The 17827-nt window shown below is 29.6% G+C and carries 15 protein-coding genes; 11 read left to right on the top strand and 4 right to left on the bottom strand.

Going from position 1 to position 17827, the window contains the following annotated elements:
* The first annotated feature begins 155 nt into the window (after positions 1–155).
* From yedF to malQ, 8 genes are all read left to right on the top strand, one after another.
* Positions 156–497, top strand: coding sequence for a sulfurtransferase-like selenium metabolism protein YedF (yedF, locus tag HMPREF1983_RS06120; protein WP_021753432.1), 342 nt, complete (start codon positions 156–158; stop codon positions 495–497).
* A 133-nt stretch (positions 498–630) separates the two neighbouring features.
* Positions 631–1815 carry a cobalamin-independent methionine synthase II family protein gene (locus HMPREF1983_RS08000; protein ID WP_281170872.1) on the top strand — a complete coding sequence of 395 codons (1185 nt, stop codon included), beginning with the start codon at positions 631–633 and terminating at the stop codon, positions 1813–1815.
* A gap of 189 nt (positions 1816–2004) precedes the next feature.
* Positions 2005–2703, top strand: coding sequence for a zinc metallopeptidase (locus HMPREF1983_RS06105; RefSeq protein WP_040461188.1), 699 nt, complete (start codon positions 2005–2007; stop codon positions 2701–2703).
* A gap of 160 nt (positions 2704–2863) precedes the next feature.
* Positions 2864–3493: an MBL fold metallo-hydrolase gene (locus tag HMPREF1983_RS06100; protein WP_021753428.1), complete on the top strand. Its 630-nt coding sequence runs from the start codon at positions 2864–2866 to the stop codon at positions 3491–3493.
* A 274-nt stretch (positions 3494–3767) separates the two neighbouring features.
* Complete coding sequence (gene acpS / locus HMPREF1983_RS06095) at positions 3768–4121, top strand: holo-ACP synthase (protein WP_021753427.1); 354 nt, start codon at positions 3768–3770, stop codon at positions 4119–4121.
* Between the two features lie 242 nt (positions 4122–4363).
* Positions 4364–6532, top strand: coding sequence for a Tex family protein (locus tag HMPREF1983_RS06090; RefSeq protein ID WP_021753426.1), 2169 nt, complete (start codon positions 4364–4366; stop codon positions 6530–6532).
* Between the two features lie 17 nt (positions 6533–6549).
* On the top strand, positions 6550–8382 hold the full coding sequence (locus HMPREF1983_RS06085; protein WP_021753425.1) for an acyltransferase family protein: 1833 nt from the start codon (positions 6550–6552) through the stop codon (positions 8380–8382).
* A gap of 86 nt (positions 8383–8468) precedes the next feature.
* Positions 8469–9977 (top strand): 4-alpha-glucanotransferase, encoded by a 1509-nt coding sequence (malQ, locus tag HMPREF1983_RS06080; protein ID WP_021753424.1) that lies wholly within the window; start codon positions 8469–8471, stop codon positions 9975–9977.
* A 273-nt stretch (positions 9978–10250) separates the two neighbouring features.
* Here malQ and HMPREF1983_RS06075 read toward each other — a convergent pair whose 3' ends face one another.
* From HMPREF1983_RS06075 to HMPREF1983_RS06065, 3 genes are all read right to left on the bottom strand, one after another.
* The gene (locus HMPREF1983_RS06075; protein WP_021753423.1) at positions 10251–11075 is read right to left on the bottom strand and encodes a MetQ/NlpA family ABC transporter substrate-binding protein; all 825 of its coding nucleotides are present in this window, start codon (positions 11073–11075) and stop codon (positions 10251–10253) included.
* Between the two features lie 182 nt (positions 11076–11257).
* The gene (locus HMPREF1983_RS06070; protein ID WP_021753422.1) at positions 11258–11929 is read right to left on the bottom strand and encodes a methionine ABC transporter permease; all 672 of its coding nucleotides are present in this window, start codon (positions 11927–11929) and stop codon (positions 11258–11260) included.
* Positions 11922–12656, bottom strand: a complete 735-nt coding sequence (locus HMPREF1983_RS06065; RefSeq protein ID WP_021753421.1) for an ATP-binding cassette domain-containing protein — start codon at positions 12654–12656, stop codon at positions 11922–11924. The genes HMPREF1983_RS06070 and HMPREF1983_RS06065 overlap by 8 nt, the downstream gene beginning before the upstream one ends.
* Positions 12657–13120: 464 nt before the next feature.
* On the opposite strand from HMPREF1983_RS06065, the gene HMPREF1983_RS06060 reads away from it, so the two are divergent.
* On the top strand, positions 13121–13918 hold the full coding sequence (locus HMPREF1983_RS06060) for a Cof-type HAD-IIB family hydrolase (RefSeq protein ID WP_040461181.1): 798 nt from the start codon (positions 13121–13123) through the stop codon (positions 13916–13918).
* Between the two features lie 75 nt (positions 13919–13993).
* Here the strand turns inward: HMPREF1983_RS06060 and HMPREF1983_RS06055 are convergent, their stop codons facing one another.
* The gene (locus HMPREF1983_RS06055; RefSeq protein WP_021753419.1) at positions 13994–15517 is read right to left on the bottom strand and encodes a ClC family H(+)/Cl(-) exchange transporter; all 1524 of its coding nucleotides are present in this window, start codon (positions 15515–15517) and stop codon (positions 13994–13996) included.
* Between the two features lie 157 nt (positions 15518–15674).
* Here HMPREF1983_RS06055 and HMPREF1983_RS06050 point away from each other — a divergent pair, with 157 nt between their 5' ends.
* Both HMPREF1983_RS06050 and HMPREF1983_RS06045 read left to right on the top strand, forming a co-directional pair.
* A complete protein-coding gene (locus HMPREF1983_RS06050) occupies positions 15675–16400 on the top strand; it encodes a rhodanese-like domain-containing protein (RefSeq protein ID WP_040461178.1) in 726 nt (241 codons plus the stop codon).
* A 164-nt stretch (positions 16401–16564) separates the two neighbouring features.
* The gene (locus tag HMPREF1983_RS06045) at positions 16565–17770 is read left to right on the top strand and encodes a glycosyltransferase family 4 protein (protein WP_021753417.1); all 1206 of its coding nucleotides are present in this window, start codon (positions 16565–16567) and stop codon (positions 17768–17770) included.
* Positions 17771–17827 lie beyond the last annotated feature (57 nt).

Below are 17827 nucleotides of genomic sequence, written 5' to 3'. Positions count from 1 at the left end.
TTTTATAAATAATATATTTTAAACTATAATAAAATAATAGATTTCGGTTAATAATTGACATTGTCTTTAAAACAATGTTATACTTGTATTGTAATAGTTATATAAAAAAATATAAATTATTTTAATAAAATTATATATAAAAGGAGGAGCTAGTTATGGCTAATACATATGATGTAGTAATAAAATCAACAGGTATGGGACAAGGTGAACAGGTTCTTGTTGATAATTTAATGAAAGGATTTATTCATACATTAAATCAAAAAGAACACTTACCACAACACATTATATTTTATGGTGAGGGTGTAAAACTGGCAACTAAAGGATCAGATTCTTTAGAGGATTTGACTGAATTAGCACAAAAAGGTGTTAAAATATTATCATGTGGTATTTGTGTAGATTATTATGACCTAGAAGACTTTGTTGAAGTTGGGGGAACTACTACTATGAGTGAAGTAGTTGATATTATTTCACATAGTGAGTTAGTTATTGAGCCATAATAAAATATGAAGTATTGGGGTAAATAATAAGTGAAAAATACCGGTTGACGAGTTTTTATAATTTAAAATGATTAAGTCATCGTTTTTCCTTATAATTTACCTCTTTTTTATTATTTATTAAGGAGATTAAAGTATGAAACAATTTAAACCGTTTACCACAACGCTGATAGGGAGTTTACCACGTTCAAAAAAACTATTGGCGTTGAAAGAACAAACATTATTAACGACAAAGTATAATGAAGCGTATAAAGAACAACTTGAAAAGGAAACGGAGCAGGTAATTAAAATGCAAATTGCTGCCGGAATCGATGTTGTAGTCAGTGGAGAGTTAAATCGTGATAATTATATGAGTTACATTGCGGAGAAAGTAGATGGTGTTGCATTGCTCACTATGGAAGAATTGCGTGAATTAGCCGCCAATGTTGGAGAGTTTGACAAGAGTTTGGAAGAAATGGATGCGGCGGACAATACAATGTGCAGTCCTGTTTGTTTTGATAAAATAGATACGGATGTTTCACTTAATTCAGAAGAATTGGAACGTTTGGAACGAATGACAGATAAAATGTTCAAAATGACAATACCGAGTCCATATTTGTTAACTCGTTCAATGTGGATCAAAAAAGTTTCAAGCAGAGCTTATTCTAGTCGTAAAGAATTAGGGAAAGATGTAGTAAAATTACTTATAAATGAAGTTCGCAGATTAGTAAGCAAGGGTGTTAAAATTATCCAAATTGATGAACCTATATTATCAGAAGTGGTGTTCACAAGAGATAAAGGAGAGCAGTCATTTTATTGAGGGGCGTTATCAGCGAAAGTCAAGGTTGACAAAGAATTAAATTTTGCTCGTGAATTAATACAAGAAGTATTAAACGAAATAAAAAAACATGATGTATTAAGTGCTATACACGTTTGTCGCGGTAACTGGACGTGTGATGAGAGTGTCCTATTAGAAGGTGCGTATGATAAATTAGGTAAGTTTTTTGATTCGTTGAATGTTGATATGTTAGCTTTAGAGTTTTCTACCCCTCGTGCCGGAGAAGTAGAAAAATTGTTTGCTAATAATTTTTTAGATACAAAAATTATTCTTGGGTATGGTTGTATTAATCCACGTAATGAACGTGTAGAAACACCGGAAGAAATTGTTAGTGCGGTTGAAAAAGTATTACAATATTTGCCGCCGGAGAATATTTGGCTTAATCCTGATTGTGGTTTTGCTACATTTTCTAAACGACCACTTAATCCTTATCCGATTATTGAAGAAAAATTACGTAATATGGTAAAAGCTGCTGAAATATTACGTGAAAAATATTGTAAATAATAAATATTGTTATAACTGAGAATTATAATCTTTATTATTTTAAATTTTATTATAAATTAATTGATTTTTCTTGACTAAAGGTGCAGGACTTGATATAATGCTTTTTATACAACTTATAGTAGTTGAGCGTTAAGTTACAACTAGAGTATAGATTAGGAGGAATCTAATATGTCAATTGGATATTATGGGATGTCGGGGACTTACATACTATACTTCTTACTGATTATGCTTATTCCTTTATGGGCACAATATAAGGTAACCAGTACGTATAATAGATATAAAAAAGTAAGAACAAAATCAGGATTAACAGGCAAAGATGTTGCGGAAATTATTATGCAGGCTAACGGTATCACTGATGTTGAAGTGGTACGTGGAGAAGCTGAATTGTCAGATCATTATGATCCAACAAAGAATATTGTTGTGTTATCGCCGATAGTTTATGCACAACCGACGGTTGCATCTGTCGCTATAGCAGCACATGAAGTAGGCCATGTTATTCAAGATAAGGTCGCAGATTATAAACCTATGAGATGGCGCCACAGCTTAGTTCCATTAGCAAATTTAGGAGGAAATTTATCGGCGATCCTAATTCTTGTTGGATTTTTACTAACAGGGTTAATAGGCCAGTTTGGGTACACTATTGCATGGATAGGTGTAGGGTTTATGATGTTTGCGGTGTTGTTCCAAGTAGTAACACTGCCGGTTGAATTTGATGCATCTAAACGAGCCTTAGAACAGGTAGTAGATCTAAATATAGTTGATGACCAAGAACACAGACATTGCCGTAAGGTATTGACAGCAGCAGCTTTAACTTATGTAGCAGCGGCAGTTGTTGCGCTGATGGAAATGTTAAGATTTATCTTTATTCTATTAAATAGTAGAGATTAGTATTTAGACGGCTTCGCAATGAAGTCGTTTTTTTATGTAATTAAACTAAGATGCACAGTATTAAGAATGAACATTAATAAATGAATTATAGGTTTTCGTTGCTATAAAGAAAATATTGAGATACAATATTAATATATGTAAATTGAAAGGAATAGGGAATATGGCTAAAGCGGAAGTAAAAAAAATAGTAATGGATATGGTTGCTGAAAATTGTTATATTATTTATAAAAATGGACGTGGTTTAATTGTTGACCCCGGTGCCGGATTTGAGAAAATACAAAAGGCGGTGGAAGAATTAGATGTAAAAATAGAGGCAATTATTTTAACGCACGCACATTTTGATCATATTGTATCACTTGAGGAATGTCGTAAATATTATAATGTTCCTGTTTATATTTCGAAAGAAGAAAAAGATTGGTTGGAGAATCCGGATTTTAACGGTTCTAATCAATTTAGATTAAGAGTGCCGGTGGTGGCAAAACCTGCAGAATATGAGTTTGAGGAAAATAAAAAATATGAGTTGGCCGGTATGAGTTTTACGGTATTACCAACGCCGGGACATTCACCGGGTGGGGTATCGTTTGATTTTGGTAAATTTATTATCGTTGGTGATGCGCTGTTTAGAAGTGGCTTTGGACGTTATGATTTGTATGGTTCTGATTACTATGCACTAAAAAATTCTATAGGTAATGTTTTGTTTAAATTGGACGGGGAGAAAATCGTTTATCCGGGGCATGGAGATGATACGACTATTGCAAGAGAACGAGATTTGAATTTAATAAGATATTAATTGATTTAAAAGATGAGTTCGGATAAATGAAATAATAATGTATTGTAAAATAAAAATAATATATAAAAAACATTTTAAGAAATAAGTTTAAATAATTCAGGATATAAAGAGGGGTGACCTCTTTTTTTCCTTTAATAAATGTCATATAAATGTTATAATAGATAAGTGCAGAAATCGATACAGGTATAGTTTTTATTAAAATGTTAATTCTGTGGGAATATAGCAAGTTAGTAATACAAAAGTATCGATTATATTTTTCTTTAAGGAGTATATAATGATTTATGGTATCGGTTGTGATATTGTCGATATAATCAGATTTGAAAAATATATTGATAATGAACAACGTCTAAATAAACTATACACAAAAAAAGAACTGGAAGATTTTTCTAAAATAACAAACTTTCGAAGAAAGTTAGAATTTTTGGCATCTAGGTTTGCAGTAAAAGAAGCAACTTCCAAAGCACTTGGTGTCGGAATTTCTAAAACTTTTTCATTTCATGACGTTGAGGTACTAAAGGATAATTTTGGGAAACCATATATAAATTATAAAGATTTTGTAACGCATGTTACGATAAGTCATACCGAAACAACTGCAATAGCTTTTGTTGTTTTGGAAAAAGAAGTATAAGATAAGATGTTGTAATATAAATAAAATCAACGACAAATTTAGGCTGGTATTGAATAATTTTAGAAAATTTTTCTGGTGTTATTCATTATGTGATAGAAACCCAAAATATGTTTGATATGTTCAGAAATAATTTTTTACGGTTATTATTCAGTCGAATGTTGAGGTGTAAATATGTTAAGATATATTTTTGCATAGATTAAAGAGTGCCGAAAATATACTAAAAAATAATATGGAGTTGTAAAATGTACGAAACTATAACGAAAAATTTAGCTATTAAGTTGGGAATAAAAGATAAATATATTATTAATGTTTTAAACTTATTAGAAGAAGGAAATACAATAGCTTTTATTGCCAGATACAGAAAAGAATTGACAAATTCTTTAGATGAGGTAGCTATAAAACAAATTCAAGATGAATTTAATTATTTAAAATCTTTGCAGGAAAGAAAAGAGGAGGTAATTCGTTTAATAGATGAGAAAGGTTTGTTAACTTCTCAATTAAAAGATGATATATTAGCTCAAGAAAAACTTCAAAGAGTTGAAGATTTATATAGACCGTTTAAAGAGAAAAAGAGAACCAAAGCAACGATTGCAAAAGAAAAGGGTTTAGAGCCGTTAGCAGAGTATATTATTAAATTACCGAAAAATGATAAAATTTTAGAAAAAGAGGCAGAAAAATATATCAATGTAGAAAAAGAAGTAAATTCAAAAGAAGAAGCCATTTCTTATGCTTTAGATATTATTGCCGAAAATATTTCGGATAATGCGAAGTATCGTGAATATGTATTGGAAAATACAAAAAAATTCGGCAGTGTTGTTTCAACATTAAAAAAAGGCGGTGCTGAGAAAGATGAAAATGCAACCTACAAAAATTACTATGATTATAGTGAAAGAGTGTCGAAGATAGCTTCTCATAGAATATTAGCACTAAATAGAGCTGAAAAAGAAGGAATTATCAGGGTTGGTATTGAAAATGATAAAGAACGCCTATGCCAATATATTTTAAAAGGAATAGTAAGAAATCGTGAAACTGCTGTTCGTGAGTTATTGTTTGATTGCATAGAAGATAGCATGAAAAGATTAATATATCCATCTATCGAAAGAGAAATTCGCAGTGAATTAACAAAAATTGCTGAAGAAGATTCAGTAGGAATTTTTTCAGAGAATTTAAAACAACTACTTATGCAAACTCCTTTAAAAAATAAAAAAGTGTTGGGTGTGGATCCGGCGTTTAGAACAGGTTGCAAAATGGCAGTTGTTGATGAATATGGAAATTATATTGATAAAATGGTGATTTATCCACATAAGCCCGCAAGCAAAGAAAAACAGGAGCAGGCAAAAAAAGATATAATTAAGTTTATTAACAAACATAATATTAATTTAATAGCTATAGGTAACGGTACAGCTTCAAGGGAAACAGAAAGTTTCGTAGTGGAAACATTAAAAAATAATAACTTAAAAATTGACTATGTAATAGTGAATGAAGCGGGAGCTAGTGTTTATTCAGCCAGCGAAATAGCACGTGAAGAATTTCCGAATTTTAATGTTGAAGAAAGAAGTGCGGTATCAATTGCAAGACGTATCCAAGATCCGTTAAGTGAACTTGTAAAAATAGATCCGAAATCTATTGGAGTAGGACAGTATCAACATGATATTACTCAAAAATATTTGGAAAAGGAATTAGGTTTCGTGGTAGAAACGGCAGTAAATAAAGTTGGCGTTAACGTAAACACCGCTTCGGTATCTTTGTTGTCTTATGTTTCGGGAATAAATAAACAAATTGCGAAAAATATAGTTGAATATCGTAAGGAAAATGGTAAAATAGAAACAATAAAAGAAATTTCTAAAGTACCACGTCTTGGGAAAAAAACTTTTGAACAATGTGTTGGATTTTTCAGAATACCGGACGGTAATAATGTTTTTGATAGAACAGGAATTCACCCGGAAAGTTACAAAATAGCAGAGAATTTACTAGAAGAGTTGGGTGTTAAAACTGATGAAATAGGGACTAAAGAATTTAAAGAAAAAGCAGGTAATATTAATATAGAAATTCTTGCTGAAAAACTAAATGCAGGAGTGGAAACTTTAAAAGATATAATACAGGATCTGAAACGACCAGCACGTGATGAAAGAGAATTATTTGATAAACCACTTTTAAAATCAGATATATTAACAATAGAAGATTTAAAAGTTGGTGTTAAATTGGCAGGTACAATTAGAAATATTACTCAATTTGGAGCTTTTGTCGATGTAGGTTTAAAACAAGATGCTTTAATTCATATTTCAAAAATAAGTAAAAGTTATATAAAAAATCCGTTAGATATCCTTCACGTTGGGCAAATAGTAGATGTTTTCGTAATAGAAATAGATGCAAAACGTGGACGAGTATCCTTGGCGATGTTTAACGATTAGGAGGGAATGTGTAGCCAATGAATAAACATAAATATTTGCCAAGTATAGATAGTTTAAGAGCAATTGCAGTGCTTGCGGTAATTATTTATCATATTGATGTTAACTATTTGCCAGGTGGTTTTTTAGGAGTGGATTTATTTTTCGTCCTTTCCGGTTATTTGATTAGTTCATTAATTATAAAAGAGTATAAAAAAACAGGAACGTTAAATTTGTATAATTTTTATATTCGTCGTGCGAGAAGATTACTGCCGGCAGTTTATTTTATGATAACTGTAGTGTTGATAATTATCACTTTATTTAATGGAGTTTTATTAAATAAAAGTCATTTAGATGCAGTGTTTGGATACATTTATACTAGTAATTGGTGGTATATTTTCCACAAGTTAAATTATTTTGATTCTTTCGGTTCGCAAAGTCCATTCAAACACCTTTGGTCACTTGCTATTGAAGAACAGTTTTATATGTTTTTCCCGTTAATATTTTTAATATTTAATCGCAAGAAAAAAAATAATGATAACAATTATAAAATAAATAAAAACTTTAAATACATTGTTTTAGGTTTAATCAGTATATCGTTAATTGTCCATATATTATTATTTGATATTAATAATGTTAGCCGAATTTACTTTGGAACGGATACTCGTGCTTTTTCACTTTTAGTTGGGGTAATGGGGGCAATATTATATCCAATGGAAAAGTTAAGTGAAAAAGTAACTTTAAAAGAAAATAGATTGTATAGCTTGATTTCATTAATTTCTATTATATCGCTTATAGTAGTAATGTTATACACTTCTGAATATAATATATGGTTATATCGTGGCGGATTTTTATTAGTCGCTGTACTTTGTTTAGTAGTTATAATTTCTACCGGACGTCAACATACTTTTATGTCGAAGATATTGTCGTTTAAACCAATTGTTTTTATTGGAAAGATTTCTTATAGTTTATATTTATGGCATTTTCCGATTTTAGTATTGACAACACCGGTTTCAGAAATAGGAAGTCCTAAGATATTTTATGTTATATTAAGAATTGTTTTAACATTTATTGTAGCGACAGCAAGTTATATATTAATAGAAACGCCAATAAGAAAATTAGGTTTTGTTAACTTTATAAATCTCTTATTCAAAAGGATTACAAACTTAAAATTAAAAACACGCAAAATAATAATAACGATGGGAAGTTTAGCGGCGCTGATTTTTATAATGGGATTATTTGGCAAGGGTGTTCCGTTCGTCTCGACAGCATTTGTAAAGGAGATGACCAACACGGGAGAAAGTCAATTTGTGGAAAATAATGAAAACAGTACGGGTAACAATCAGCAAGGTAATAATGAAAAACAAGAAGAAAAGCAAGAAAAAGAACAAGGAGAATATACAACGCTTATCGTTTTAGGAGATTCTCTTACCGTTGACATCGGTCAAAAAATGAAAGAGAAATATCCGGGAGTTTTAATTAACGGGAAGATAAGTAGACAATTAACTGAAGCTGCCACTGTCGCAAACAGTTATGCAAAATATAATAGTGAAGATACAGCTATAGTATTTCAACTTGGAACAAATGGTCCGTTTACTGAAAGTCAATTAGAAACTTTAATCAAAAAATTTGATAAATCGGATATTTACTTTGTTAATGTAAGAGTACCACGTGCTTGGGAGAAAACTGTAAATACGGAATTAAACAGTATAAAAGAAAAACATTCTAATGTTACAGTAATAGATTGGTATTCTGTGGCAATTCAACACCCCGAATATTTTGAACCTGATAAAGTTCATTTAGTTCAAACCGGAGTAGACGAAATGATAGCTTTAATACAGAAAAGTTTTAAAAAACAAGTGAATTTAAAATAATACTATAAATAAAAAAACAAAACTACGGAGAATTTCTCTTGATTGTTTTGTTTTTTACTTAAGAAAATACTTTAGGAGGAAATGTCATGAAAAATCGTTCGAGCGGTGTGCTTATGCATATTACATCATTGCCCAATAAATTAGGGATTGGGACTTTTGGACAAAGTGCATATGATTTTGTCGACTTTTTAGAAGAAACAGAGCAAACGTATTGGCAAATATTGCCATTAACAACAACAAGCTATGGAGATTCTCCTTACCAATCATTTTCTGCAATAGCCGGAAATACGAATTTGATTGATTTTGATTTACTGGAAAAAGACGGATTATTAGCAAGAGAAGATTATTTTACTGTTAATTTTGGTAATGATTTAGCAGTAGTAGATTATGCGTTACTTTATGAAAAAAGAAGACCGATATTGGAAAAAGCGGTGATAAACGCGTTAGAAAATATTAAATATGCAGATGAAATAGAATTATTCAAAAATAATAATAAAAGTTGGTTAGCTGATTACGCTGAATATATGGCGATAAAAGAACATTTTGGATATCAATCATTTATTTATTGGGAAAATGATATAAAAATGGCAAAACCTTATGTGCGTGAGCAATATCGTCTGCGACTGGCTGATATAATAGAATATTATACAGTAACACAATATTTTTTCTTTAAACAATGGTTTGAATTAAAAGGATATGCTAATAAAAAAGGTATTAAAATTATAGGGGATATGCCGATTTATGTGTCCGCTGATAGTGTTGAAATGTGGACAAAGCCTGAGCTGTTTAAAGTAGATAATAATAATGATCCGCTTTATGTAGCGGGTTGCCCAGCGGATGATTTCAGTTCGGAAGGGCAGTTATGGGGAAATCCGGTCTATAACTGGGAAAAACATAAAGAGCAGAATTTTAGATGGTGGGTGTATCGTATTAAGGAAAGTTTTAAATTGTATGATGTATTAAGAATAGACCATTTTAAAGGGTTTTCTGATTATTGGCAGGTTGATAAAGCAGCAATTACAGCTAAAGTAGGCACGTGGGAAGAAGGTCCCGGTATCGGGTTGTTTGAAGCGATAAAAAAACAACTAGGGGTTCTACCTATTATTGCGGAAAATTTAGGATTTATAGATTCAAAGGCTGAAAAATTGTTGTTGGATTTGGGATATCCCGGTATGAAGATACTTCAATTTGCATTTGGCGGAGGAGATAATCTTTATTTACCGCATCATTATACGCAAAACAGTGTTGCATATACGGGAACGCATGATAATGATGTTGTGAATGGCTGGTATAATGAACTTGATGATCAAGGGAAGATGTTTGTTAATACCTATTTAGATAGACGAGCAGATGAATCTATAACACAAGCAATGATACGTGGTATTCACTCATCTGCAAGTAACCTGTCAATTATAACAATGCAAGACTTATTGGATAAAGGAACGGATAGTCGTATGAATGTACCGTCAACAGTCGGCGGAAATTGGCAGTGGCGTATGAAAGTCGGAGAGTTAAAAGAAAAACATAAAAAATTTCTAAAAGAAATCACAATATTATACTCACGAGAAAGGGGAACTAATGGAGCAAATATTTAGTGAATTTGTTAAAATAGGACGATTTGATAATTAAACAATAAAGAGGTTTGCAGCATAGCGTTGACTACGCTATGCTGCAAACTAGTAAAAAAACTTATTGGTAGTTACAGACAATGCTCATGATTTGGGAATATACTTTAAAAAGCTTTCTCTAAATCTAATGAACCGTACGAAGCAGCTCAATAAAATCGTTTTAATAAAATCATGATTTTTGAGACACTTCTTTATTAAGTTAATCTTCTTATATTTTGTATAATTTTATTATAAAATATATTAAAATGCCGGTGTGGCATGCCCTTTCGGTTTAAGCTCTTTATTGATATAATCCTTTATTTTTTCACTTGCAAGTGCCTTTTTAAGAGCGGTTATTTTTTTATCATCTTTATTGTCTTCACGTGCAACGATAGAAATCGCAAATGTTAAATCCCCATCTTTTTCAAGAATAAGACCATTTTTATCTGGAGTTAATCCTAATTTAGAAATATATGTTGGATAGTTAAACACTAAATCTTTTTCATTGTATGCTTCGTTTAAGTTTAATAAACTTACTTTAGTAAATTTGAGATTTTTAGGATTATCTTTAATATCATTTTCCGTCACAGTGAAACTATCGGGATTATTAAGAGTAATTACTTTTGCATGTGCTAATAAACGCAAAGCACGTGCTAAATTAGTAGGGTCAGATGGGATAGCAATATCAGCGCCATTTTTTAAATCTTTAATATCTTTGATATTTTTTGAATAAAAAGATACAGTTGCATTATAAATTGGTTGAACTGCTACCAGATGAGCGTTGTTTTTTTGATTGAACTGTTCCATAAATGGTTTATGTTGGAAAAAGTTAGCATCTACTTCTTTATTATTTAATGCTATATTAGCTTGAACATTATCAGATACTTTAACAATTTCAAGATTATAACCTTCTTTTTGAAGATCTTCTTTAATCATCTCTAACATATCCGTCATCGGAGAGGTATGAGAAGCTACTTTGATAGTAGTTTTTTCTTTTTTGTTATGGCTGTCATTTTTTGTTGAACAAGCTGTTAAGATTAATACTAATGCCAGTAAACTAACAGTAAATGATAGTAATTTTTTCATTAAAATATCTCCTTAATTTAAAGTATTATATGTATAATTGTATGTTTTGTTAATATTAGAGGAAATTACAAAAATCAATTTATTATATATTAAGTATAATTATTGAAAAGCTAGAATGTTTTTTATTTTATCGAAATTATAATTAAAATCGGTGTGGATTTTAAAGTATTGACGATAATGTTTTATTTTTCTTTTTTATTCGTAAAAAGTTTTGCCAAGCTATAGCCTATTGATTGAATAATGAATACATAAATAATGAATATAATAACAATCAGATACATAAGATTATAATTATACTCTTGGTAACCGTATCTAAAAGCATATTCACCTAAACCTCCGGCACCAATAACTCCCATAACGGTAGTATATGCAAGTAAACTAATAGTAGTGTATGTAAAAGATAAAATTAAATTATCTATTGTTGAGGGTAATAAAAAGTATCTGATAATTTGCATTCTGGTAGCACCCATACTAATAGCTCTATCAATAATTTTTTTCGGAACATTAATCAATGCCTGCTCAACAAACCTTGTATAAACACTAATCCCTATAAGAGTGAGCGGGAGTATAGCTGCAATATTACCGAATGATGTTTTGAATAAAAATCTGTTAACAGGTATTAAAATAAATATAAATATTAAAAATGGAACACTGCGAAGAGCGTTAAGTAAAATACTGACGATTTCATAAATTACTCTATTTTTTAATAGATAATCTTTGCTAAGTGCAAATAGAATAATACCTAACGGTAATGAAATAATTAAAATTGTAATCATAGAAACTGCCATCATATAATTAGTTTCCCAAAATGCTTTTGATATCCCATCGTAGTTTGTTTTAAATAAGTTAATCATTTAATAAAAACTCCTTTACGTAATTATAGTAATTATTATCATAGTCATCGTGTTCTTTTTTGTTAGGAGTAATAATATCTCCAATAGTTGAGTTATCAATAATAATAATTTTATCACAGAAGTTTTTAAGAAGGGATAAACTATGAGAAATCATTATGATAGAAATATCCGTAGTTTTCCTTAATTTGTTAAGAAGAGAGAAAATTTCTTTTTCACTATTTGCATCCAATGCAGAGCTAATTTCATCACAGAGTAATATTTCCGGTTCTTGAAGAAGTGCCATTGCTATTGCAACTTTTTGTTGTTCACCACCGCTAAGGCGTCCACAAAGACTGTTTTTAAGATGACTAATATTCATAAACTCAAGAATATTATTTATTTTATTTTTATCAATAGGACTTTTATTCAGTTTATAAATTAAACTTAAATGGTAATAAACGGTTTTATTATCAATAAGATTTGAGTGTTGAAAGATATAAGCCAAATTTTTTCTCATTTTACGTAATAAAGCCTTATCCAGTGAATTAATTGATATATTTTTGTATAAAATTTCTCCGCTGTCATAAGGAACTATCCCATTAATCATTTTTAAAATAGTGCTTTTTCCGGTACCATTACGCCCTATAATGCCGATGACTTCTTTTTTATTAACATCAAAGGAAATGTTATTTAACTTAAAATTAGCATTTTTGTATTCTTTTGATACACTTTTTAATTGAACTATCATAATTTACCTCCAAAAAAACTATATCATTTTCGGAAAATGTTTTCAAGAATTTTGTATTCTTAAAACGAAAAACATTGTTCATATTAGTAAATTTAATATAACTAAGTTTATAAAACTGTTATTCTAAAAAAAAATACAAAACTAGTACAATTTTAGTTATTAATTAAGTAATAACTGTTTAAATTTTGGATAAATTAGGAAACAATTCTAAAGATAAAATATTAATCTATAATGTATTGTATTTTGTAAAATAATATATACAATAATTACGAAAAGTTATAACTAAATTATTTCTTTATTTATTTGGGACAATGGTATATAATTAAGATTATGTTTAGATAAGATACTGCATAATAAATTGTTATTGCGGATGTGACAAAAATAGCAGGTGAAATTTAATTAGGTTATAATTTTAAAAACTTAAAAAAATACTGTTAATTTTAATGATTATGGAGAAAAAACTAATGACTGAAATAAAAGCGATATTTTTTGATATAGATGGAACAATAAGAAGTTTTAAAACAAAAACTATTCCGGAAAACACTAAAAATACATTAAAAAAATTAAAAGAACAAGGTATAAAAATTTTTATTGCAACAGGGAGAGCACCCTTTCATATAAAGTTTTTAGATGAATTATTAGATTTTGAATTTGACGGTTATATTACTATTAATGGACAATATTGTTTTTTAAATAATGGAGAGGTGTTAAATAATAATATGTTGTCAAAAGAAGATATAAAAAATGTTTTACCATATTTAAAAGAAAATAATATAGCTTGTGATTTTACTTTATTAGAGGGAGCATTCATAAATTTAAAAAACGAAAGGGTGCAGTGGCTTGAAAAAGAATTAGGAGATTCAACCCGTTTTGTAATAGATGAGTATGCTTATGAAAATGCTCTAAAAGAAAAAATTTATCAACTTAATGTTTTTGTTGGAGAAGATGAAGAAGAGGAACTTTTAAAATATATGCCAAATTCAAAATCAGCTCGTTGGACAACTCATTTTACCGATGTTATTCCTAAAAACGGGGGAAAAAATATAGGAATAGATGCTATTATAAATTATTTTGGAATAAAATTAGAAGAAACCATGTCTTTTGGTGATGGTGGAAATGATATTGATATGATAAAACATGCCGGTATAGGTGTTGCGATGGAAAATGGTCGTGATGATGTAAAAGAAGTTGCAGATTTTATTACAACCAGTGTTGACAACGACGGTATAACTAATGCGTTGAAACATTTTGATATATTATAAAATCGGTTAACGGTGGTACGAATAAAAAGTGGTAAAACCTTGGAGATAAAGCATATCTTCAAGGTTTGTTTTTAGTTAGTTATCAAATTTTTTTATAAAGTTATTTACAACATCTTTTGACATAAGAACAGAAAGTTTATCTCCGGAAAGGAGAATAGTATCACCTTTTGGAATAATTTCTTTGCCATTTCGTTCTATATTTGAAATAAGAATATTTTTAGTCCACGGTATTTCGCTGATTTTTTTATTAATCAGATTGCTATCACTGGTTATTGTAGTAATGATTTCTACTTCCATTTCTTTTTCTATATCTTTTATATCATTTGTTGTAAGAATTCTGTCAAGCAAATACTCGTAAATCGGTTTTGTTCCAAGAATGTTTGCTGTAAAGTATGCAAATAAGCAACAAAGGGCGATAGGAAGAAAGTAATTTAATTTTTGAGTCATTTCAAACAAAAGAATAATTGAAGTAATAGGGCTTCTAACGATTGCAGTCAAGTAGCCGGACATTGAAAGAATAATAAACAATGCCGCATATTTTTCATCAAAAAAATTACCAAAAAGAGTTCCGAGAATTGCACCTTGAATAAGAATGGGTAAAAATATACCGCCGGCAACACCGGATGTAAATGAAATCAAGGAGAACAATGTTTTTATAAAGTATAAAATTAATAAAAACATTATACTAAATTTATTTTCTATTAAAAATTCTACCAAACTGTGACCGCTCCCAAGAACTATCGGATAAAAAATAAATAGCATAAAAGATACTAAAAAAGCGATTTGTGGCCTAAATATTATACTTAGATTTAATCGTTCATACAGTTTAAATAAAATTTTTATGACAGTATTGTAAAACGTTCCGAAAATTCCCAATAAAATACCGAGTAAAGCAACCCAAGGATAAATACTAACCTCAACGTAAGAAATATCGGGAAATTTGAATATTGCCGTTAAACCGAAAATATACTGTCCGACAATATTAGCTACAACAGCAGCACTAAAACAACAAATAATAATTTTTTTAGTTATATGCTTATGAACTTCTTCAATAGAAAACAGTACCCCGGCAAGCGGTGCACCAAAAGCTATAGAAAGCCCTGCACTTGCACCACAGGTGATAAGATACTTTTCTTTAATATTATTTTTTTTCAAAAATCTTGAAACTAATTTACCGCTCATTGCCCCAAGTTGAATAGACGGACCTTCACGACCTAAAGATAATCCACCTAAACTAGCAACAAAACCACCGGTGATTTTATATATTAAAACTTTAAGAGGATTTGAGTTAAGTCTACCCGTTATTTCTGCGGAAACTTGTGGTATACCACTACCACTAGCCATAGGCTCACGTTTTAATAAAAAACCAGAAAAAAGGGCGAGTAAAATTAAAGTACTTAACAAGAGAAGTTTAAAAACAAAACCGGTTTTAATAAATTCAGCCGTAAAATGCACAATTTTTTCGCTCCACCCTATAAGAAGACGATAACTGGCACCAATCACTCCGGCTACTAATCCGACAATAATTCCATCTAGGAGTAAGGAAGATTCCGTTTTAAAATTTTTATTATCTATGTAATTTATTTTATTGATTTTCACAAGGGACTCCCTTCAAAATAAATATATCTATTAAACATTTTACTCTTATTTATAAGAAAAATCAAAGTAAATTTTAACTATAAGTATAATTTATTATAAAAAAAACAGAAAGTATGATAGAATATGAATATATTTAATGGAGAAAGGAGAAGAGTTGATGAAAGTGTTGTTAATAATTGGTATTATTTTATTAGTTATTGCACTAGAATTATACTCTTTTTGGTTAAAACTTTTGAGAGGGAAACCGGGAAGAGTTGCGGGTGCTGATGTTGAGAAAAAAACATTTGAAGAGGCACTTGTAGTTGATGTTCGTTGGCGAAAAGAGTATGCACGTGGTCATGCTATTAATGCGGTGAGTTTACCAATAAAATTATTTAAAAATGGCAGTGATGTTTTAGATGATTATAAAGATAAGGATATTATTTTGTACTGTGTTGTCGATGTTACATCACGTAATACAGAAAAATTATTAATAGAACGTGGTTTTACTAAACTTCATATTGGTGATGGAATTAAACAATATGACTACGGTAAAGCTATATATACAAATACGTTGTTATCTGAATTTAAGTATCGGATTTCGGTTAGCAAAAATTATCAACTTCTCAATTTAGGAGAAGAGATATTAGATGATAAAGAATTTAAAATATTACCTGAAGAAGTAGACGGTATTTTAGAAAAACTGGATAAAGAATCGGAAATTTTTGTTTATAGCGAAAATCCTGAACAAAATAAAGAAGTATGTAAAAAATTAGGATTAGCCGGTTATACTATTATAAATTTAGTTGAACCGTTTAATACAAAGAAATATAGAGATGCTTTTTATAATAAAAGTGATTATGAAGAAAATCCGGCAGAAGAGATAACTTCTGATTGTGGATGAGCACCTTCAGATTAAATGATAGGTTATCATTAAAATATACGAAGAACTGGAGTAAGGTTGAATTTAAAATTATTCCGGTTCTTTTTATTTATCTTGTATAAAAAATTATTTTCTATGCTATAATATAGCTTATAATAATAAATAAAGAATAAGGAACTATAAAAATGAGAGTTTTACATGTATTAGCACAACTTCCTACAAAAACAGGGAGTGGTGTGTATTTTACAAATGTTATCGATGGATTAAAAAATTTCAATATTACTCAAGCGGCGATTTATGCAACAACGCCGGAATATAATTTTAATATTTTGGATACTGTATATGAAATTGAATTTGAGGGGCGTGATCTTAATTTTCCAATAGTAGGAATGAGTGATATAATGCCATATAATAATACTCTTTATAAGAGTATGACAGATAAAATGATAGAAAGTTGGCAAACCGAATTTAGAAAAAAGTTAGAGAAAGCCAAAAAAGAATTTTGTCCTGATGTCATTATAACTCACCATCTTTGGATACTAAGTTCTATTGTTTGTGAAGTGTTTGCTGATAATAAAATAATAGGAATTTGTCATAATACAGATATTCGTCAAGCGGAAAAAAATCCAAATTTGAAAGAAAAGTATGTCTTAAATTTGTGTAAATTGGATAAAGTTTTAGCTTTGAGTAACGGAGTTATAGCTGAAATATCAAAAGTCTATAATTACCCTAAAGAAAATATAATAAATATAGGTGCAGGGTATAACGAAAAAATATTTTATCCGTTAGAAAATTATACTCAAAAAGACAAAATAGAGATACTTTATGCCGGTAAATTTGATGAATCAAAAGGTTTTTTTGAACTTATTAAAGCATTTAGAAAATTAGAATTATTGAGAAATGATGTAACACTGGAATTGATTGGAAACGTAAAAAAAGAAGATAGAGAAAAAATTTTTACTCTGATAGGAAATTCTGACAATATAAAAGTATATAATGCAACGGATCAAAAACACCTTGGAGAAATAATGAGAACAAAGGATATTTTTATCCTACCCTCTTATTTTGAGGGGTTAGGGCTTATAGCAGTTGAAGCTTTAGGGAGCGGATTAAGAGTAATTGCGACGGAAATTGAAGGTTTGATGGAATTTTTGGGTGAAAAAATAAATAATTCGGATATTATAGAATATATTGCCATGCCGACAATTTATGATACTGATAAAGCAATAGAGGAAGAAAAGCCGGCTTTTGTAGAAAGAATAGTAACAGCATTAAATTTAATGGTAGAAAGAACAAAAAAAGAAAGAAAAATACCCGAATATTTAATAGCGGAAATAGAACGTCACTCATGGAAAAAGAAAATAGAAGAAATTTATAAGTTGCTATTATAATATATAATAATTGTTATGTTATAAAAGTATATATTATTTTACAAATATTTTAGCAAT

It is taken from the genome of Gemella bergeri ATCC 700627 (assembly GCF_000469465.1).
Lineage (GTDB): Bacteria > Bacillota > Bacilli > Staphylococcales > Gemellaceae > Gemella > Gemella bergeri.
The sequence above is the reverse complement of the archived record's forward strand: the minus strand, read 5'-3'. Positions and strand labels throughout refer to the sequence as shown.